This window comes from Vibrio sp. 99-70-13A1 (assembly GCF_013114625.1).
In the GTDB taxonomy this organism is placed as follows: Bacteria; Pseudomonadota; Gammaproteobacteria; order Enterobacterales; family Vibrionaceae; genus Vibrio.
This window is the reverse complement of the sequence record NZ_VTXD01000017.1, coordinates 17815-39561: the sequence shown is the minus strand read 5'-3', so window position 1 is coordinate 39561 and position 21747 is coordinate 17815. Positions and strand designations below refer to the sequence as shown.

Annotated in this window: 17 protein-coding genes; 5 read left to right on the top strand and 12 right to left on the bottom strand. The window is 39.9% G+C overall.

Translation table 11 applies throughout. The annotated features are described in order from the left end of the window. The first annotated feature begins 144 nt into the window (after nt 1-144). Both F0226_RS12180 and F0226_RS12175 read left to right on the top strand, forming a co-directional pair. On the top strand, nt 145-1311 hold the full coding sequence (locus tag F0226_RS12180; RefSeq protein ID WP_171735894.1) for an extracellular solute-binding protein: 1167 nt from the start codon (nt 145-147) through the stop codon (nt 1309-1311). Next, a complete protein-coding gene (locus F0226_RS12175) occupies nt 1308-3284 on the top strand; it encodes a diguanylate cyclase (RefSeq protein ID WP_171735893.1) in 1977 nt (658 codons plus the stop codon). The genes F0226_RS12180 and F0226_RS12175 overlap by 4 nt, the downstream gene beginning before the upstream one ends. Nucleotides 3285-3335: 51 nt before the next feature. Here the strand turns inward: F0226_RS12175 and F0226_RS12170 are convergent, their stop codons facing one another. Then, nucleotides 3336-3818 carry a MarR family transcriptional regulator gene (locus tag F0226_RS12170; protein ID WP_171735892.1) on the bottom strand — a complete coding sequence of 161 codons (483 nt, stop codon included), beginning with the start codon at nt 3816-3818 and terminating at the stop codon, nt 3336-3338. Between the two features lie 136 nt (nt 3819-3954). Between F0226_RS12170 and F0226_RS12165 the strand changes: the two genes are divergently transcribed. Next, the gene (locus tag F0226_RS12165; RefSeq protein ID WP_171735891.1) at nt 3955-4845 is read left to right on the top strand and encodes an EamA family transporter; all 891 of its coding nucleotides are present in this window, start codon (nt 3955-3957) and stop codon (nt 4843-4845) included. Nucleotides 4846-4998: 153 nt separating this feature from the next. On the opposite strand, the gene F0226_RS12160 is transcribed toward F0226_RS12165, so the two are convergent. The 5 genes from F0226_RS12160 to F0226_RS12140 form a co-directional block, all read right to left on the bottom strand. Beyond that, entirely contained in the window at nt 4999-5691 is a 693-nt protein-coding gene (locus tag F0226_RS12160; RefSeq protein WP_171735890.1) for a pseudouridine synthase, read from the bottom strand. Between the two features lie 5 nt (nt 5692-5696). Then, complete coding sequence (locus F0226_RS12155) at nt 5697-6464, bottom strand: ribonuclease H family protein (RefSeq protein WP_171735889.1); 768 nt, start codon at nt 6462-6464, stop codon at nt 5697-5699. A gap of 323 nt (nt 6465-6787) precedes the next feature. Beyond that, a complete protein-coding gene (locus F0226_RS12150) occupies nt 6788-7210 on the bottom strand; it encodes an organic hydroperoxide resistance protein (protein WP_171735888.1) in 423 nt (140 codons plus the stop codon). Nucleotides 7211-7450: 240 nt separating this feature from the next. Further along, the gene (locus tag F0226_RS12145) at nt 7451-8503 is read right to left on the bottom strand and encodes an alcohol dehydrogenase family protein (RefSeq protein WP_171735887.1); all 1053 of its coding nucleotides are present in this window, start codon (nt 8501-8503) and stop codon (nt 7451-7453) included. A gap of 51 nt (nt 8504-8554) precedes the next feature. After that, nucleotides 8555-9073 carry a TetR/AcrR family transcriptional regulator gene (locus F0226_RS12140; RefSeq protein ID WP_171735886.1) on the bottom strand — a complete coding sequence of 173 codons (519 nt, stop codon included), beginning with the start codon at nt 9071-9073 and terminating at the stop codon, nt 8555-8557. Nucleotides 9074-9410: 337 nt separating this feature from the next. On the opposite strand from F0226_RS12140, the gene F0226_RS12135 reads away from it, so the two are divergent. Continuing rightward, nucleotides 9411-9650: a PAS factor family protein gene (locus F0226_RS12135; RefSeq protein WP_171735885.1), complete on the top strand. Its 240-nt coding sequence runs from the start codon at nt 9411-9413 to the stop codon at nt 9648-9650. A gap of 120 nt (nt 9651-9770) precedes the next feature. On the opposite strand, the gene F0226_RS12130 is transcribed toward F0226_RS12135, so the two are convergent. The 5 genes from F0226_RS12130 to F0226_RS12110 all read right to left on the bottom strand — a co-directional run bounded on the left by F0226_RS12130 (nt 9771) and on the right by F0226_RS12110 (nt 18930). Next, nucleotides 9771-10466, bottom strand: coding sequence for a VC0807 family protein (locus F0226_RS12130; protein ID WP_171735884.1), 696 nt, complete (start codon nt 10464-10466; stop codon nt 9771-9773). A 274-nt stretch (nt 10467-10740) separates the two neighbouring features. Continuing rightward, entirely contained in the window at nt 10741-14892 is a 4152-nt protein-coding gene (locus F0226_RS22745) for a caspase family protein (protein ID WP_171735883.1), read from the bottom strand. A 156-nt stretch (nt 14893-15048) separates the two neighbouring features. Continuing rightward, nucleotides 15049-15441 (bottom strand): hypothetical protein, encoded by a 393-nt coding sequence (locus F0226_RS12120; protein WP_171735882.1) that lies wholly within the window; start codon nt 15439-15441, stop codon nt 15049-15051. Beyond that, complete coding sequence (locus F0226_RS12115) at nt 15441-16796, bottom strand: CHASE2 domain-containing protein (RefSeq protein WP_171735881.1); 1356 nt, start codon at nt 16794-16796, stop codon at nt 15441-15443. Before F0226_RS12115 ends, F0226_RS12120 begins: the two co-directional genes overlap by 1 nt. 79 nt (nt 16797-16875) lie before the next feature. Beyond that, the gene (locus tag F0226_RS12110; RefSeq protein ID WP_171735880.1) at nt 16876-18930 is read right to left on the bottom strand and encodes a caspase family protein; all 2055 of its coding nucleotides are present in this window, start codon (nt 18928-18930) and stop codon (nt 16876-16878) included. A 205-nt stretch (nt 18931-19135) separates the two neighbouring features. Here F0226_RS12110 and F0226_RS12105 point away from each other — a divergent pair, with 205 nt between their 5' ends. Beyond that, nucleotides 19136-20788: an alpha/beta hydrolase gene (locus tag F0226_RS12105; protein WP_171735879.1), complete on the top strand. Its 1653-nt coding sequence runs from the start codon at nt 19136-19138 to the stop codon at nt 20786-20788. Nucleotides 20789-20945: 157 nt separating this feature from the next. Here the strand turns inward: F0226_RS12105 and F0226_RS12100 are convergent, their stop codons facing one another. Further along, on the bottom strand, nt 20946-21614 hold the full coding sequence (locus F0226_RS12100) for a hypothetical protein (RefSeq protein ID WP_171735878.1): 669 nt from the start codon (nt 21612-21614) through the stop codon (nt 20946-20948). Nucleotides 21615-21747 lie beyond the last annotated feature (133 nt).

Sequence of the window (21747 nt, the reverse complement as noted above, 5' to 3'; positions counted from 1 at the left end):
CACATATTTGAATTTCGTGAGCTTAAGCACGAAGTCAACACTTTAATATGGAAAACACGACACATTACAACCTATCGTGTTGTATGTTTGGATGAGTGCTTTTAAAATAGCCAATTGCATATTAAACCGAACCCGAGACTGATTTTGAAGCAACTCCTGCTTATCGCTACATTCGTTTTTACAGCTCATTTACACGCTCAGACTTTAGAGCTGTGGAGCGCATTCAACGGTGAAGTGAATCATCAGATCGCTAAGCAATTCGAGGAAACAACAGGGTATAGAATCACAACTCGTGAGTTTGCGAATGGCAATATAAAAGCTGAATTGTTGTTAGCAAAACAAAACCGAAATTATATGCCCGACCTTATTTTCCTTCCTTCTGACTATTTAGGGCTCCATGAGTACATTGACCTAAACCCACTTCCTTCAGAATGGATTGATCACAATAAACTCGAATCAACTGCCATTAAAGGTGTTCAAGTAAATCAGCAATATATGGGCTTGCCGTTATTCTTAGGTAATCATTTGATGCTTTTTTACAACAAAAAACTGGTCAATCCACCCCTTACCTCATGGGAAGATTTTTTCTTAAATGCAGTCACTAAGCCCAACGAACAACAACTCAGCTTTCCTGCAAGAGACATGTATTTTTTTGTCGCTTTTATGGAGCTATTCTTCCAAAAAGAGCCACTTGGCGAATTAGATTTCACCAGTCAGTCAATGCTGCAATCTTTGAAGTTTTATCGCCAATTATTAAGCAAGCTCAATATTGAACTCGAATGCAATTCTGACTGTGCACGAAACAAATTTTTGAATAGCGAAGTCCCATATTTAATCGATGGTGACTGGGCATTTGAATCATTGAACGATACATTCGGCGCTCAGTTAGGCATTACAAACTTACCGACTTATGAAGGTAATGCCATGCAGTCGCTTTCCGGCAGTAAAGTCATAGCGGTAACTAAAGGGGCTTTCCAAAACCCACAGAAACGAGAATTAGTTAAACGCTTTATTCAGTCAATGCAAGATGAGGCTTTTCTAAAACGTTTAAGTCAAAAATACCAATACATTTCTTCATTCAAACAAGTAAACCAAGAGGTTTTTACTGCCAGTGATGAACTCGCATTTGCTATTTACAATGAATACCTCGTAGCGCAACCTATGCCAACCACTCTTCGCCTTTCATTTGTTTGGGAAGTCCTGTCTCGTGGGTTTTATCGTTATTTTGATGGTATGCCTGCTAAAGAGGTCACTCTTTACATGGATACTCTTGTCCATCAATTTGAATCAAAAATTGAGTCCTCGCGATGAGATTTCCCAAGTTAAGCCTTAGAAAAGTCCTTGCCTACTTTCTTATTATAGGTTCAGTAGCACCGCTCATCTTTGCCAGTAACAGTATTACAAAACGTATCGTACAAACCGATATGCAGGAAAAGGAAAAACAGATTTCCAATATCGCTGGCAGCATAGATAGTCAGCTAAAGGAAGAATTTGCACGCATTGAACACAGCTTAAGTTGGCTTTCACACGACCGCTTTAACATCCAAGCTGTTGATAATATTTTGTATTCATCGGTTATCAACCAAAACCTTGATCGCTTTAGAAACTTCTCTAATCTCATTAATAGTGTGTATATTGTAAATGCCGACTGGGAACCTTTGTACAACTTCAATGGCAGTGATTACCAATTTGAGCAAAGCCAATTATATTCTGAATTGAAGCAACAAACGGATGTCTATAAAAAGGGGCAAATGTTTCATTCGACTTTTTTTGAACCCAAAATCGCCCAACACCAAAAGAATAAAGGATCGGGGTCAGGTGTCGCTATTGCTTCCCCAATGCTGGCCTATACATTAGACCGTAATAAAAATTACCAAGCACTTGGTTATATTATTCTGTTAATTGATTTTGCTGATATTGAGCATTCTTTCTCTCATTTCCTATATGAAGAAGAATACTTTTCCATCTCTTCTTCAGACCGATTTGGTATTGTTCACCCTATTGAATCTGATAAAGACAATGAAGCGTTCAATAAACCGTTTCATTACTCTTCCACATCTCTTTTCAAACCTTTGACACTGAATCTTGAATATAGATTTTCAAATACATACCGCTTGAAAGCGATGAATGAATCACGAAAAACCCTTTCAATTATCTTCGGATTTACTCTCATAGTCAGTTTTACTATTGCTTTATTCTTTAATCGATGGATTAAAAAACAATTCACACTGATGGAAAAAACCATTGTGAGCTACGCTAAAAACGAAGATCCAAGTGGACAAAAATTCCAATTTACTGAGTTCATGAATATCACGATGATTTTACGAAAAATGAGTACAACCATTCGTAGACAATTATCAGAACTCAAAAATCAAAATGCACAATTAGCGTATTCAAAAAAAATGATTGAAGAGTCTAACCATAAATTATCTATGTTTAATCAGGAGCTAGAGGATCAAGTTCAAACACAAACGGCTCAGATATCGGAAGCTTTATTTAGAGAAGAACAACATAAAAACAACCTGGCGGCAGTCATTGAATTTGCTTCACAATATAGCGACATTCCATATAGGCTTGCACCAGTGAAGATAAAAGAACAACTCACAGTTCTTTTTCCTAATACACCATTCGATTTAGTCTTATCTTCAGAAATCGAACACGGTCTTTCATTACATTCGAGTAAAGGAGAGTGGTTAGCGTCTTTAATCTATGAAGAAACGTTAGAATTAAAAGAACAGAATTTAGTGTTTAGGTTATTTTTAAAACAGTTATCTGCTTGGTTAGAGTTACTGACAATTGCAAGAAAAGACGGGCTTTTGCCTTGCAAAAATCGCAAAGCTTTTAATGAAGATTTTAATACCATCGATTTAAGCAATATCGGTTTATTTATTATAGATATTAATGGTTTAAAGATAATTAATGACAACTATGGTCATGACCTTGGTGATGCCTTAATTCAATTATGCTGCAATACGATTCAGCAGCAACTCGCACCTGAAGACACTTTATATAGAATTGGTGGGGATGAGCTTGCAATTTTAACGAATCACCACACTTTCGCAGAGTGCAGTAACTTAGATGCACGGTTAAGCCAATCGCAAGAAGGGTTGACTCTAACTGACGGTAAAGGAAAGCAGCACTCTGCCAATTTCTCAATTGGTTGGGCGAATAATGATAAATCAGCTCATGACATACAACTTAATACCAGTGATTTATTCAAGCAAGCAGATGAGATGATGTACAAAAACAAACAATCCTTCTATAACGGAGACACTAAGCTATAGAGAATGCATCAAGCTATAGAATGTGCATCAAGTGCTTTGAAATCATATGAACTACTCGTATTCTTTCAACCATACTTTTAGGAGTGCATTCGCGCTTTGTTTCTGATTGTCGGTGAGAGGTTGAACTAATCGCTTTTGCGTTTCGACATGCTCAAGAATCATTTCATCGATCAAAGCTAGACCTTTCTCAGTCAATTCAACCGTGACACTTCTTCTATCTTCTTTACTGTGTGCTCTTGCGATTAAACCTTTACCTTCAAGTTTATCCAGACGATTTGTCATAGCGCCGGATGTCAGCATTAATGAGCCGATTAGTTCTGATGGAGTCAACAAAAACGGTTCTCCAGAACGTCGGAGTGTCGCCAACACATCAAATTCGCCTAACTTCAAATCGTAACTTTTATGAAGTTCAGCAACTGCTGTTTCCATATATTTAGCAATACGCATTACTCGTCCCATCATCGCCATGGGTTCAGTTTCAAGATCTGGTTTTTCTTTTGCCCATTGTTCTATCACTCGATCAATTGCGTCCATATAAAACAGCACCCTACTAATAAGATAAAAGACTAAAATAAAATACCAAAGTATCTTAACATGAAGATACTTTACAATCACATATTAGAGGTATAGAGTTCAACTATCGATTTATCTTTACGTTAAGATAGTTAAAATGAATATATTACTTGCCATGATCCCCGCATTTTTTTGGGGTACAACATATGCTGTAACTCAATACACACTTGAAGGCTGGTCACCGCTACTTTTAGGCGCTCTACGTGCTTTACCCGCAGGTTTATTACTTCTCATGATCAAACCTAGTTTGCCTAAAAGAGAGCAATGGCCGATCATATTCAGCTTAGGTTTAATCAACATTGCGACCTTCTTCGGGCTAATTTTCGTTATGGCTCTGACCTTACCTTCTGCAATATCCGGCGTCGGGATGATTTCAGTTCCGGTATTTGCCATGTTATTTCATTGGATTGTAAAGAAGCAACGACCGAATTTAAAACAAGCTATCGCAGGAACTGGTCTTATCGCCCTAGCATGGATGTTGTTCAACCCAAGTCAAATCAGCCTTAACCCTATTGGTCTGGGAGCAATGCTTGCGGCTATTTTGTGCATTATTATCGGCAGCAGTATTACCAAATCGCTTGGTGACCGTATGCATTGGTGGACGGTATTAACATGGCAACTCATCATGGGTGGAGTCATCCTTTCAGTCGTCACTATGATTCATGCATTTATAGACCCTCAACCTTATGTCAATTCACTCGCGAGTTTCGACAGCCGGAATTTGTTAGGCTTGCTATGGGTAATTTGCCTGAACACTGCGCTGGGCTACGGCATGTATGTGTGGTTGCTGCAAAGAATGTCGGTGGTTGATTTTACATTTGGGGGAATTGCGAATCCGATTGCTGGCATTACAGCGGGAATGGTTCTATTAGGTGAGTCATTTACTATCACGCAATACAGCCTAATGTTCGGCATGATTATGATGTCTTTACTGCCTCAAGTCATTACCTCAATCAAGCAAGCGAGAGTCCAAGCCAAAGGTTTATGAGACGAAGCTTTATGAGACTGAACTCTAAGAGAATAAGGTTTGCGAGAATGGATTTTATAATACTTGTTTTTTTGAAGATGAGCTTAAGCTTAAACAAACTCTTCTGAATGCCCGTGATTCAGAAGAGTTTGTTCAATACGAGCAGTAGAAAATCTAGTTTTGAATAAATGAAGCGACTTCTTCACTCGTCAGGTAACGCCATTGACCAACTTCAACATCTAATTCAACTTGACCAATCTTTTCTCTATGCAAAGAAGCGACACGATTTCCAGCGGCAGCAAACATACGCTTAACTTGATGAAACTTGCCTTCAGTAATCGTTAAAAGTACTTCTTTCGGTCCCACAACTTCTAAAATCGCTGGGCGAGTCAGGTGATTTTCACCTTGTAGCTTAATTCCATGCTTAAATTTTTCAGCTACATCTTCAGCAATAGGACGAGTTAACCCTACTCGATATACTTTATGGCATTGCTTAGTCGGTACTGTGATATTAAAAGACCAATGTCCATCATCCGTGATTAACACCAAGCCAGTTGTATCCGCATCTAACCTACCGGCAATATGAAGCTCTGATGAGTTATCTACGTCTACATAGTTAAAAAGTGATGGGTATGCTTCATCGACATTTGAACAAATCGTTCCCGATGGTTTATTCATCAAGATATATCGAAACGGGCGGACAATAAGAACATTTCCATTCTGAGTTACGGTATTATTTTTGTGAACTTGTTTTGATTCATCCAAACAAACCACTTCGTTTACGGCAACTTCACCTTTGTTGATGGAAATTAAGGCTTCTTCTTTTGTAAGGTCCGTGCTTTTACAGATGAACTTATCTAAACGCATCCTTGCTAGCCTCTACGTGATGCGAGAATTTCTGCAATATCCATGGTTTCACGGTACAAACTTAGATCTTGTTCTTTTGACTCAATTGCGATGATAGACATGCGATCCGCCAATTCATTACCTTCAATACCTACATGACCATTCACATGATGAATTTCGATAGATTTTTCTAGTTCTTGGTAAAGTGAAAACATCATTTTAATTAAATCTAAGTTCTTAATCTCGCCCCCTGCTTTTACCCAACCTTTCTTTTGCCACCCTGCGGCCCATTGAGTAATACATTGAATTGAATACATAGAATCGCAAAAAATTCCCACACTCAAATTTTGATTAATCTTATCTTTTGCAATTAACAAGGCTTGGTATAGCCCATTCAACTCAGCCGTGTTATTAGTGCCCATCTCTTGATAGATTCCATACCACAGTTCAGTCAATGTATTATTTTGATAAATAGCGATACCAGAACCCGCTTCACCAGGGTTTGGTTCGCTCGCCCCATCGGTAAAGATTTTCACATCTAGCGGCATGCTCTCAATTTGTGTCTGAGTGAGCTTAGGTTTCTTGGGCTTACTTGATGACTTAGGTTTACTTGTGGGAGCAGAACCATTCGCATCGCCAGCTTTATTTCCAAATGCGCTTTCAGCTTCAGCTAAGGTTGGGAAAGATTTAAACTTTGCTCCCGCAAACGCGTTTACTTGCGATTGGCACTGCGCCCAAGTATCAAAAATGCCCGTCTTACGACCTTTCCAAACTACATAATATTTTTTAGCCAAAGCTGAATCTCTTAAGTTGAGGGAATACGAGAAAGATAATAACTGTGTATTCGATAATCCTAAGGAATAATGTTACCACTATCTACTTACTTAGCGATGCCTCCTACTAAAATCAGTCGATATATTTCTCTTTATCAGATCTTTCATCTTTAACTGTTTCTTATTTGTACTGATTAACCAAAGGTTTACGAACACAAAAAGGCTCATACTGTTTTAACTCAAAAGAGTCGTTCAGTATGAGCCTTTAAAATTTGTCTAAACGTCGTAATCAGATTTCAGTCAGCTGCCTATCACTTAAAATCAATAGGCTTTACATACTGAGATTATAACGCAACACCGTTCACTGTAAGTTTTACATCAATGTTGCCACGTACCGCATTTGAATATGGGCATACTTGATGTGCCGTTTTTACAAGTTGAACTGCGTCTTCTTGATCAAGCTCTAATTCTACAGATAGGCTCACAGCCAAAGCAAAACCACCATTGTCATTAGGACCAATTGCAACAGTTGCAGTCGTTGGTGCAGCCTTAATTGCTACTTTAGTTTCACGCGCTACGTGCAAAATTGCATTTGAAAAACATGCAGAGTAACCCGCGGCAAACAGTTGCTCAGGATTTGTCGCCTCGCCTGTGCCACCCATTTCTTTTGGGTAACTCAAGTCTAAAGATAGTTTATTGTCATCTGTTGATACTTGACCATTGCGACCCGCTAAAGCTGTTGCTGATGTTGTGTAAAGTGCTTGCATGATGCGTTTTCCTTATATTTTTAATTGGTGATTAGCTAAAGAACACAAATTAAATTGCGCACAACCAATCTTTAAAACAATACTAATCGCAAACTAAATATCACACAAGTAAATTGCACACAATTAAAATGCCTATTAGATATAAAAAAGGTCACGGCTCGTTTAAAGCAATGACCTTTTTCACTTAACAATTGAATATAACCATATGATTATTATTAAATTTAACGAACAATCCAAACGTTATTGAGAAACAGTCAGTACAATTTTACCAACATGATCTTTTTTCAAAAACGTATCTTGTGCAGCTGCAACTTCCTGCAATGGGAAAGTTTGAGCCACAATTGGTTTGATCTTTTTCTCTTCAATACACTTGACTACATTTGGGAAAACTTCAGGTTCCAACACTGTACAGCCAAAGAAGCTTAAATCTTTTAAATAGAGTGTTCTTACATCTAACTCCACAAGAGGTCCTGCAATTGCACCCGAAACGGCATAACGACTGCCTGGCTTTAGGACTTGTAAAAACTGTGGCCATTGGTCACCTGCAACAAGATCAACCACAACATTAACGCTATTTTCGCCTAATGCCTCCACCAAGTTTGCATTACGAGGGATTACTTTATCCGCTCCAAGATCCAAAATTTGCTGATTCTTACTTGGACTAGTGATTGCAATAACATATGCACCGCGCGCCTTAGCAAGTTGGATAGCCGCAGAGCCAACACCACCAGAAGCACCAGAAATCAAAACCGTATCTTTTGCTGTCACGACAGATCTTGTAAGCATATTCTCGGCTGTTGAATAAGAACAAGGAAATGAAGCGAGTTCTGAATCAGTCAAATCGCTATCAATAGCAAACGCATGCTGGCTAGCAATAACGGTATATTCTGCGAATCCGCCATCGCACTCTGAACCGTAATACCAAGGGGATTCTAACTCTTTGCTATTCACTTCTCTTAAGCAAGGTTCAATTAATACCCTTTCACCAATCCGCTCTTTGCTAACGTTTGATCCAACAGCCGCGATTATTCCGCACACATCTGCCCCTTGAATACGTGGGAATTTTAAAGCTTCACCAGACCAACTTGCGTCATCACTGTCGTCACTTTTTGAATACCAGCCAATACGCGTGTTAATGTCGGTGTTGTTTACACCTGCCGCAGTAACTCGCACCAAGACATCATTTTTACTGGGTTGAGGTACTGGAATCAGCTCGTTAAAATCCAACATTTCTGGCCCGCCATGCCCTACAAGCTGCAACCCTTTCATTTCACTTGGTACGGTATTCATCATTGTTTCCTTCAAATATAGTCTTAAACACTACTTAGCTGTATTCAGTAAACGCTACTTAGGTGTATGGAGTAATTGTAATGCGACAGATTTAGCTGATATTACGGATTCTTTACCGACAATAGGCCATGCGCTCGACACCCCTTCATGCAATAGAAGTAAGGCGACCGATAAATCGGGTTGTTGGCTTTGCTCTCCGAGTAAAAGCTGGACTTCTTTTTTGTGTTCTTTTACCGCTAAATTAATAAGTTCATTATCTGGAAAAGCCGAAATAGCATTCATAGACAAGCACCCATGAGGAGCAAACTGTTCCATCCACATTTCAAGCTGATCAAATATAAAAAAGATGGCTTCTTTACCTTGCTCGGGAGCATTGTCTCGTAACAGTTGTAGGTAACGTTGATGCCTGAACTCTAATGCACCTACGATCATCGCTTCTTTAGATGGAAAATATTTATACAGCGTTCGAAGGCTGACATTACAGGCTGTTTTAAGCTGTGCCACGCTAGGTTCTGCAAAGCCCCATTGGCTAAATGCTTCCTCTAGACTGGCTGCAAGTTGTTCTCTAAGCATAACGTTCCTTAATATCTAACCTTTGTGGTTCACCACTCGCTGGTAGAACAAGTATTCTACACGCATGGTAGAATACTTGTTCTACTTATGTCAAATGGACGTACACATTCAATATTTAGAGACTAGGCGTTATTCAGGGGTTAAGCGTTAGAAACAGATGTATTTCCAAGAGGGGTTTAGGAGAGCAATAAGATAGTGAGGTAACTCTGTTAAGGTATAAAAAGTGGTAGTTTTTCATTCAAAAACACATTTGCACTATTGTATGACATATATCACAGTAAAATGGTATCGAGTGATTATAAAATTAACATCCCCCAAGCAAACGATTACGGTAACAATGAACGCAACCACTACTTTGATTTATGACACGTTAAAAGGGCTTTCTGTTCATGCTCCTGAACAACATGCCCAAATCCGCCAAGCTTTATATGAGCAATTAAGCCTACCATTTAATAAACAACTAACTCTGTACGCTAGCGTATTGGGTCCATTTAGTTCAGGTAAGTTATCAGGCGGAGAAAGTATAGATAAAGCAGTAAGTTTGGCACTTGAAGTATTACAACAGCCAAGTAAGTAGTTTGCGTATGGAAAATATCTTTACCTCCCCCAAAGGTATTTCTGAAAATAACTACACTGCCTATTCTGTAAAAACAAAAAGCCCAGCATCTCTGCTGGGCTTTTTATGAAGACTTTAAAACTACTTTGTAATAAAGATTTGTTCTGTTTCTAGCGATGTCATTGCACGTACTTGACGCCAAATGTAATAGAAAATCCCCAACATCATCAACATACTCGGAATGGCAATTGCAGGGTAACTATAAAGAGTCAACTTACCAAGTTCTTCATTAAAAGCAGCAGTACCTGATGGGCTGGTGACAATCCAAGTCGCAAGGAAATAGTTCATTGCTGAAGAGAAAGCAAAAGTACTGGCAAATAGATAATTTGATGTCATTAAGCAGCGTTCAAAACGTTCCGTTGAACCTGACTGTCTCAATTTTTCCTGGATAAGAGAAATATTTAGAAGAGCTGGTGTAAAGATAACTTTCTGAATAAATGGGTAACGAGTGAAGGTAGACCCCAGAACCGCTAAACCAATCAAGCCAGGAATTAATGCTTCTTTCAATGCAAGCCAGCGAGTATCTAACTCGAATAAACCAATTCCGCCCGTCAGTAACACGCTAACAAAACCAAGAGCCGCAATAAAATTAAACTTCTTGTTTTTGATTAACTCCATACCACCATAAGCAATCGGAAATGCTAATGCGACGATAAGAGCTAAACCCGTACCTAGGTGCTCATCACCACTGAACTTCATTAGGATAAATGAAGGTAGAAAAACGTTAAAAAGAATCTCGAACAATGGGTTCGATTTTTTGTTACTAGTATTATTCATAATTCCAAGTACATTATTTTGTAGGGGTATTTTCTGGGATTGTTCTTTGCCCAGCCCAATATGTAAAGCCTTATGCCTTCATGCAATGTAACAGCATGTGACATACAAGTCATAGAGCATGTCATCTAGTCGCATAGTATAAAGTGAAATCAAATAATTGCGATAGCTAGACGATGGGCTGTTTGGTCAGTGGAACTAATTCGCTGCTGTTAGCGTTAATCAAAAAGGCGTTCGACTTTAGGTATTGCCTCAGACTGGCATCGCAGTCGCTACGCTAATAAAGTGCAAAATCCGTGTCTAAATTATAGCTTCTTGTCGTGGGCTGCTGCTGCCCATCAGTTAGCCTTTTCACTTCAGAATAAGTGAATTCTCGAAGTTCGGATGTTTGAATAATTCCATCGTTATTTAAGTCTGCAGCTTGATCAGATAGCCCTTTTATAACGGCAGAAGTAAACACTCCATTACCAATATTGCTTTTTTCAAGAGCAAATTCGTAACCTCCTGAAGCACTAATGACAACCGCTCCCGTTGATGCTCGTAAATCCACAAATGCCGTTTGTAGCTTTTGGTATGACTGGTTCAATCCGTCCTGCTGGGTTGGCTTTCTAGCCTTCACTTTAAAACCTCGACTGACAACCCCTTCTGCAAGCTTTGAAGTGTTGCTAGAAGCAAATGCGTTCACCTCACCAGAATGGCATGTATCCAGCATCAATAACTTGTAACGAGATGGAGAAGCATCAATAACATCACTAATAGTCTGATAACTTATCCCCCTAACCTCTGGATTATCAGGGGTAACATCATGTGCTGCAAAATAGTACTTTTCCTGTTTATCTAGAAATCCATGACCAGCGAAGAAAACCACTAAGCGGTCATCTGCTTTCGCCTGACTCACAAATTGTTTGACTTGTTCCATTGATTCACGAGTTACGTTTTCATCGTGAAGTGACAAATTGTTTACTTTGTTGAAAGCTTGGCTGTTTTGGAATAGTGACAGCATGTCTTCTGCATCTTTGCGTGCATAGTCTAAATTAAGTTCTTGATGCTGATATTTAGAAACACCGACACTTACTATATAGAGGTCAGGTTTACGTTTTATTTGAGACCGGAAATAGCTTACTGTTTGGCTTCTTGTTTTATTACCCGCTTCATCCTCGGCAAAAAGGCGTATCGTATTCAATCCTGAAGAGAGTTCAATGTGTAGACTTCCTAACGCTCCTGAAATGGGTTGCCCTTTTGAACCAAATACAGGCGTTTCATTGACTAGAACGTGTAATTGCCCATTAAAGTCTTCTGACATCGTCCACTCTAATGTCACATCATCTTGTTGTTTAAAACTTGCCTCACCTGTAACTGTAAATTGAAAGTCTTTAGTGTCTTTAAAATTCAATTCAGGTTTAAAACCGGGACTTCTGTTTTGACGAGCTTTCACTATACTCCGCCACATTTTGATTTGGCTTTTATCTGAATAGCCCAAGCGTTCTAAAATAATATCAGGTCGATTAAGCCAAAGATCATAGCGACGGTAATCAAATAGCTGTTTTTTATTGACGAAACTTGCCCTGTGAATGCCTTTGGGAGTTCCCCAATAGTAACCTTCTGGAGTACTCAATACGATTTCGCCGGAACTATCAACGACCATTGTCAGCGCAAGCTTACCCTGCCTATTTGCAATATCATGTTCAAGTAAAGGGAAGGATGTAGACATCCTCTGATGAATGGGTAACAACCCAACTCTATCGGATCGCCAGAACTTAATTTCTCCCATCGCCGATGCAGATACTATCAAGTTGTTATCGAGTTCAAGCATCGCGGTTACTTGTCCGTTGTGGGCGCGAAAACTTTCTGTAATGGTCCCAGACGCCATATTTCTTACTGTAATCGAGCCTTTTTCGTCCCCTAACCAAAGCTGTTTGTTATCAGTGACCAGTTGAGCGGTAGTCGTTCCCCAATTTGCTTCAAAGGTATCGACCTTCTCCCCTTTTGCATTAAATCGGCTAATCAACGGAATCGAGGCATTATAGAAGTCACCCATTTCAATCAAACCAGTCGCGATGAAGCCGTCTTCAATTCCGTTACTGATTAATGCTGAATATGGCGCATTTACATAGCCAACTTTCAGCTCTTTTGCGTGATTAGGCAAAAGTAACCGCCCTCCAGCGGCTCGTACAACGTAATCCGTCCCATTTTTATTCAGGGAAACAACCTCATACACGGCTTCGCTAAACTGATGCACTAAGTGCTCCATACCATCCAGTAAAGAGTATTTATATAATGCATTATCATCACTTAAATACAGGAGACCATTTTTAATCCAATGCAAATCGACTATTTTTCTGGGTAAATGGACTGGTGGAAAGTTGCCTTCCATACTAATGAGCAGGTTCACTGCCTGTGATCGAATCAGCATGACGTCATTGTCTATTGAAATCTCGTTTGCAATAAATTGCAATTTTTCACTGATCACTTCCAGAGTGTCTAAGTTGACCTCTTTTATTTCAGTTTTACCGGCAAGATAATCATGACTGACTAAGTAAAGCGATGAACCATAATGAAAAATATCGGCAATGGGATCGACCTGAGAGTGAATTTGGTCTAGCACGATCCCCTCATCTTTATCGATCAGCTCAATCACTGGTTCAAAATTATTGCCTATGATTTTTTCACCACCAGCAAAAAGTATTTTTTTATCATCATCGAGTGCTTGAGCTTTATTTTCTACCAAAGACCATGGCGATTCGTAACCAAACTCCCACTCACCTTGATAGTTATATTGACCATTCCGGCTGATTAGCAAATCATGATCACGACTAAAACTGAGGCGTTTTGTGTTGATTTCAATTATCGATTTTTGCTCATAGTCCAGTAATCCGCATCGTTCATATTCTGAAGAACAATAAATGGCTTTAGGTAAACTAGGATGAAGTTCCAGATAGTCTAATCTAGGGTTTGATTGTGAGTCGCCAGTGAACAGCTGCCCTAATGTTATAGCTTCTTGCTCTATCTCAAACGTTACATCAGGTTTCGAGCACCATGATTGAGTAAAATCCCGGCCGCCCTTACAGCTTTCGTGACTAACGTTCAATTTGTATAAACTGGTGTGCCCATCATCAGAAACCACAAGAACTCGACCATCATTTCTCGCCGTTAATTGACTCGCGGTTTTTTTAAGTTCTAGCAGCGTCTGTTTAGAGTTATAACCAGAGTTAAAGAGTTCAATTTCGTCTTTTTCATTAAGGGTTAATGTGTAATGACCAAATGAAGTTGCCGATTTAATTCCCCTTTCAAGATCGAAATCAACAACCTGTCCAAATGGTCTAAACTTATCTGAAATGGATACATAGTTTTCAATAAACCGGTCATCGCTAACCACGGAAAGCGTACTGCCTTCAGCGTCGAACTTAAGCTGATCACCACTGGCAGGGCTTGAATAGAGCGTTTTACGTTGAGTTAAATCCCAAAAAGTGAGCCAGTTTGAGCTATTGCTGTCTCTCCCTTTACTTAAATATGCGAGTAAGTTGGTTTCTGGAATAAATTGAATTGCGGTGACTTCTCCCTGAGGGTGAACATTAAGTACTGGTTCAGGTGAAAATTCACTGATTGAGCGATTCCCATAAGAGTAACTTAACCTTTCAACAATAAACCCGCTTACCCAGTTTGGTTCTTGAACCAGCTTAAGGTCGCAGGAAAAGGTAATGTCCGTAATTCTTCCATCATCTTTCAAAACAGTAAGTTGATAGCGACATGGCGTTAATGTTTCTTTACCTTTAAAGGTTTCAATATCGATGACAAATTCCGCAACTGGCTTGCCCCACTTTTCAGTCACATCGGCTAACCTAACCGTGGATTTCCCTCCTAGACCTCGAGTATATTTTTCATCCACAGGGTAAGTTTTATCCCGTGTGTAGCTGTGACTAGATATGATTGTCGACATTACGTCATAAAAATTACCAGCATTTACCGCTTTAATGAAATGTTGTCTATCATCATCGGTGTAGCCATCATAGATTTCATCACCAGGGTCTTCTTCAATAAGCTGCCAATGGTTATCTTGCAGTAATGCTACTGCTGAAGAGCCCATCAAACGACGGTTTTCATAACTCATATTTAGATATTGACCACTGCCTTTGAAATTTTCTAAATAGTTAACCTTCCAACGTTGCTGCTCATTTGTTTGTGGCTTTTGACGTAGCACAAAACGAACGAACCCTTCCTCTCGGACATCATGATATCGCTTATGGCTGCCATCGCGTTCTCTTAATGTCGTCTTTCGACTGTGCATGGTTAGCATGGAATCTCCAACTTCTAGTTGGAAATGTGGAATGGTGATGGTTTGTTCAGAAAATGCAGGAAAGGATGAAAGGAATAACAGGCTGTACATTAATGCTTTATACGTAATCTCTTTATATACTAATTTCTTAAACACAAGCCCCTTAAATACAAACTCATTAAGTGTAAACTCTTTGCACATCAGAACCTTACTCAACAACGGTTCATGCATTAGAGCTTTATAATGAATAGTAAATCTATGTTTCAACATTCCGTATCGATTCATCTTTATCACGTATCCTTACGCTAACGATTACTGTTTAGTTACTGCTAGACAAGTAAACTGATTATCGTCTTCACCACGCATACCAAAATTTTTGTAATCCTTGGCTTTTACTGTACTGGTTTCCTGACAAGCTAATTGCAATGCTTCTTCATTCAAGCGAACGGAGGTTCGAGGAACCCACACCATGCCAACTCTCCTTATATTAACCAAGAGCAGATTCCCTTTTTCGTCTTTTACAATAAGCGGCGGTTGTGGCAGTTTCTTTGCTGATTTTAACGACCACTCACCTTCTAAATTTTTGAATTCAATAACAGGTTCCAGCCATTCTTCAATCATTACCGATGAGTTTGCAGAGAATGATGCTAAAAGAGTCAGGATGAAACAAGGTAGAAACTTGATTGTACGTCTTAATGTAATCATTAACGGTTTTCCTCAAATTCTTCCCCATAATGGCTATCGAGCCGGTCAAGTAGTTCATTACCGACCCAACCTAGAGCCAAAATAGCCAACCAACTGGATGGCGCATAATTAAACCAACCGAAAACGACGGTTAAAACAAGAATGACGAAGACACTGCTCATCAGCCATAGCCTTGTATGTAACCATTGCAATACCGTTGACGTTTCCGCGAATGTTTTAATGACGACTAATAAGGTGATATACACAAGCCAAATCATGAAGTTGATATGGTCAACATTGTCATCTTCTTTTGTATACGAATGACCAAAGGTAATCAGGTTATCAAGCGCCATTGCGTGGAAAAAAACGCCTGGTAAAGCACCATGAACAGGAGAAACTACATAGTCATGTATCCCTTCTATTTGTCCCCCAACTAATACAATTGAATCTTGTACTATTCTCCTAGCTTGCTCTCGTTCTTGAAGGTTAGTTGAACGGACCATTGTCATTAACTCATCAGCATAGAGCACCCTTTGCGGCGGGCAGAGTTGTAAGTAAACTTCTTTAGTCAACCAAGGCACAATGTTATGTACGACGGAAGAGACAACTCGAGTCGATACATCCATTAATGTGCCACGCTCACGGCACTGAGTATTTCTATGTGGCAGAAGAACTTCCGCCGCATTCGAGTTCCAACGGACACTCATCGCGGAGGCACCTTTATCTGAAATAGGTAAGCATTTTTTTTCACGACAATATGCATCATAAAGGGCAGTCGCTGTTGTGGGTATTCCATCACCCACATATAGCGGGTATAAATCCCCTTCCCCTTCCCAACCGTTAACAGCTAACTGTGCAAACGAAGAAATGTCCGCTTTAATGCGTTCATCCATATTGGAATTGTCGGTACCTTTTGCAAAGTACAGCGGTACGTTCGTTTCCGTTTTGATTGCTTGTATTTTTTTTAAAGCTCGATCATAACTTGGATCTAGAGAGCGTTTTTTCATCCACATAACATCATAAAAAACGGCAAGTGGCTGGTTAACCATGATTGTTGAAAGTAAATTGACCTGATCGCTGTATGATAGCGGCCAATCATTTGACTCCCATAAGTAGGGGTAAAGATTATCAATGGCTCTATCGTTAAAAAGGATGACTAAAATTCCAGGCTCACTTTCAGATGCATCATATTGACCAGAAACAACACGATAAATTGCTTTTTCTGCGGCACGTTCACTCGCACTGCCCAAACCATATGGGTCTCCATAGATAAGCCATGCCCCCATCAGAGCCAAAAACAGCCACTGCATAGAAAAAGCAAATCGACGGTAAAGTTTATTAATCCAAACATTAAACCTGGTGTGCCACTTATTCACGGTTGAACCTTCCCATTTCTACTTTTTATCTTTATTTTTTATTCTTACTTCTTACTTCTTACTTCTTACTTCTTACTTCTTAGCGAGTCTGCAAGCGAATGACACTGATGGCAGCTTTGTCGGATGACTTTTCTCGTTTTTTGAACGCTCTTTGCTGAGGGAGATCACCCAGAGCTTGTGCAAATAAGTCTTCAGTACTTCCCAAAGAGCGGGACTTTGTCTGTACTCGTTTTTCAAATGAACCGCTCTCTAAAGGTTCTTGCTGTAAATGCGCTAAGGAAACAGTCGGCGCTTCTCTACTTGCTGGAACCGCAATGACAATGAATTGTTCCTCTCCTGTCGTCTCTTCACTACTTACCACACCTTCGAATTCAGCAAATTCACCAGCAAACAATCGGCCACTGTAACCAGGTTCAGGAAATACCTGTGTGATGCCCAAGCCACTGTCGATAAACATAACAATTAGATCAACGGGTTTACGAGTTTGGTTAACAAAGCTCATTTGTAGCTCATCCCCATCACCAGCAACCACCACGTTATCAAGTTCGACTGGATCCTCATTAAGATACACTTCAGATAAGATGCTGGATTTCCCCGTCAACTTTGCCGATAAACGTTTCAAATTATGCGCACGAACCAAGCGAATTAATCCATTATTCAGGACATCTGAAGGGGTACTGTCTGAAATTGGTAATGAAAGGTAGCTTTCTTGTGACTCTGGATTAGAAACCTGACACGCTTTTTCTTTAGTACTATCTAGCTCACAAGGGAGTTCAATATTCGCTAGAGTGAAAAAATAGACTCTATCTTCAGCCACATAAACTGAAACATCTGCGCTTTTATCTTCCTCAACCCATTCGATGGTTCTATTCAAAAAATCGTTTGTCTTTAGATGGCTGGACAAAGCACTCTGCCATGCTTCATTCGGGCTTTCTTGCCATTTAAACGTTATTGCAGATGGATAAGCAGGGCTTTGTAGCTGTGCAAAGACGCGTTTTTTATTGACCTCTCCACTACGTAATATCGCTTCGCTGGTTGCCAAATCACTCTTAGTTATTTCCATAACCGCTAATGGCTCTTGAGAAGATACATCAGCAAACACTTCTACAATTGCGCCTTTTTCGAGACCATTAATTTGACCAGCTTGAATAAAATACTGCCCTTTCGCTTTCTTCATGGGGTAACGAACATGCACTTCGCCAGAGCGGTGAAAAATTGGCGTATCTAGCTCTTTCCCTTCGAACAATGGTGTAGTGCGATACCAAGGAAAACCGTTGTAAGCCGATAAAACACTTTGGGCAAGCTGCCTGTAGCTCAGGTTGGGGTTTTGGCTGATTAGGGAGGTTAAGGTGTAAGTGAACAGACCTTGAGGTGATTTAGACTCGCCAAATGACAAGTCCATTTCTGGCGCTTCTTCATTACTTTGTGCGGCTCCAAAGCTGATCAATGCACCCGCATTAGTCGTAAGAGTCACTGGAGAAAGATTAAAATCATTGCCGACTCTTGTAATACTTTGTTTTTCAGTTGGTCCACTGCCTTTTAACTGGTCGAGGCTCACATTTCTTGACCTAACACTCTGACCAGTAATACTTCTAGTCATAGTCCCTGAGTGACACGAGTCAAAGACAACCCAAACATTCGCCCCTTTGTTACGAAGCCTAGTCGTTAAGATATTGATTTCATCATCAGTGATACTGTTAGGCACTTCTCCTCGTTCCTTCGACCAACTCGCCACATCTCTTGGTAAAAAAATCTCGTCAAGCCCGTCTATTGCATCAGTACTATCTTGTAAATCTTTTACTGGCTGCTGGCTTCCATGCCCAGAAAAGTGTAAATAAACAAAGTCTCCTGCCGACAGATCTTTCTCAATAGCAAAAATCGCATCAATGATATTTTGCTTGGTTGGTAACATAGAACCTTCGACACCATCAGCTAGCAGTTCAATATTACCCTCCACCATACCTTGTTGAAGGAGCATAGTTTGCACTCTTAGTGCATCATACTTTGGTCCATTCAGAGATAAACTAGGCTCTAAGTTAGGATATTCAGACACTCCCACAACCAAAGCATGATTTGTTGCCGCGAATATCATTTGTGAAAACAGCGCGATAAAGATAATGAACAACGGACGCATATAACTCCCCTTTTAAGCCTTTCTGAAGCCAGTCAAAGTCCATGCTGACTGCATTGCTTCTATTAAGTGACTAATTTTAATTATCTAGCTCTTTTTAGAACTCAATATCAGTATAGTCATAGTGTAGATCGTCATTTACTATAATTATGAAAACACATCATTCATCACGACCGTTGTGCTCCCCTTATTAAAGGAATGACTTATTATGCGTATTACGACATGGACAGGTTTTCGCTCTAATCGGCTAAGATCAAGCCTAGGGCGAAAGCTAAAGCTCAAACTACCGCACGTTGTTATTCCTATTCTTTTATTGCCAAGTATTGCTTTCGCTTCTGTTTTAGCTTTAGTTTTAGCTTCGGCTTCGGCTTCGGCTTCGGCTTCGGCAGACTGTCCTCAAAGCCATGACTTTTTACAACCTTTGTTCGGGTCTCATCAATTAAAGCCCATGACCATTACCAGCTCCGAAAGCCCGTTCATATCAAACAATAATAATCGTAGTCATCCAATGTTATGGATAACAAAGCATACAGAAGGTATTTTTAAAATTGATAAACAGGGAAGTCAGCCATTCACGGTCATCGCAATTGAGTGTAAGCAATTAACTGATTCGTTAATGATTGCGCTAAATTCAAGCCGCGCCCTGGTTGGCTCTTTAATAGCTCTTTCCCCTAAAACCCATTATGTAAATGATCTTGGACTCTCATTTGACCAAATTGCTCAAATACACCACACCGCCTTTGAATCCGCTCAAAAAGCTCAACCAGATGAGTTGTATGAAACGGTAGGTGAACTTGCTCATCATTTAGAAATATCCCCAAAATTCACGTCTCGTAGTATTAATGACAGTGAGTTTCACATTCAAACTGTCTTCTACGCCACCACTCGTCAGCCAGAACTCGCTAATGAAAATATGTATTACAATGGCAAGCGTGACCTAGATAAGCCGTTACGCGTCGGCAAAGCAAATGTGTCCATTCCTAGAAATCACAAGAAAGGTGAAATTGAGCAGCCATTCCTCACGCTTAAATGGCTTAAGCAAGCTGACTCTCATATTCTTATTCAAGACATTACCGAATATAGCCCAGACCAATTTTGGTCTGAACTCCCTGTCGAACTTGCAACTGGTGATTGGGAAAAGAGCATTATTGTCTACATACATGGTTATAACGTTGCCTTTCAGTCTGCAATAAAGCGAACCGCTCAAATGGCGTATGATTTCAATTTTTCTGGCGTCCCTATCTTATTTTCATGGCCTTCGAATGCATCGCTTCTCGACTACGCATCAGACAGGGAAGATGCAATGTGGAGTGCCACCCACTTTGCTCAATTTATGACAGAACTAAAATCTAAACACGGTGATGCAAACATTCATATTGTTGCTCACAGCATGGGTAATCAAGTGCTTCTAAATGGTTTGAATGAACTGGCTTTGCAATCGGTGCAGGGCTCAACAATAAAACCGTCGATTTTTAAGAGTGTCATTCTTGCAGCGCCTGATGTTGATAGTGAGTGGTTCACGCACCAGATAGCCCCAAGAATTATGTCATTGGCTGATAACTGGGCGATTTACACTTCTGAAAATGATGGTGCCCTACTTGCTTCTGAGAAAGTCAATCAAGTTCAACGATTGGGAATGCCTGTTAGCCTTGTTGACGGCATTGATATCATTGACACGAGCGAATTAAATGCCGCGCCTTGGAGCATACCTGAGTCACACTCTTACTATGCAAATAAGCTACCAGTCATTGAAGATCTAGTTTCTCATTTACGCGGAATCCCCCCAGAAGAAAGAGAGCTGCTGCTTATAGAAAATCAAGCGGGTCACTTTTGGATGCTCGTTGATAACGAAGCACAATAAGCATAGATAGAAGGGAAAATTGATATTTGGATAATTAGTTAATTAGTTAATTAGTTAACATAAGTCAAAATAGAATATGGACGCAATACGCCCAAAGTACTCACAGAATCTGATTTTCACCCACCAACACAACCAAAGTTGGTGGGGTTAAGCTACTCTAGTTAGTCAAGATGTCGTACACGTTGTAAACATTGCCACGGTTCTTTATTTTGATTTCAAACTCACCAGTCCATGCCGGTACCCAGCTGCAATACATTTTGTCTGAGTAATCATCATCCTTGCAGATGCTATTGCCTCTCTCATCATAAACATACACATCTAGATCGGTATCACCGTCACCAATTATCATTAATTCAGCGAGTCGGTCTCCTCTATAACGAATATAATAAGTATCTGTCGCTCCCGCTTCGACTCTGTCAGTAGAAATCGCAGGGCCGCTTGTTCTACCTCTCGTCTTAACACTCTCAATTTCTGAGATCATTGCTAAGTAAGATTCATTATCCCCAGAATACTCTTTGGCATAATCAAGCAAGCTATCAAAATCAACGGTCATATCCGTAGTTTTTTTAGATTCGACACCGCCTTCAGACTCTTTAGTTCGCTCCATTTCCTTAGTCGGTGTCATTGCATATATTTTCGCGGCAGTCATGAGTATCAATGGATCTTTTTGTTCAAAACCTACATCCGCTAATTGTTGGACAAGAGACAAGTTTGCAATGTGCGGATCTTTAGCAGCTTTTGCTTCTTGATTCACATTCATATCCGCGGCTGTAACCATGCAGGCATAGCTTGAGGCGATAAGTATGCTAAGCGCTTTCAATTTCATATAGAGGTCCTTCCCTAATTAATAGGTGCTTCGATAGAAAAAATCGATAGATAACTTCGGTGATGTCTATTTAATAATGAATCACTTTGAATAATTCAGTGAGTGAAGCATCACACTTTTGCTTAATAATTAA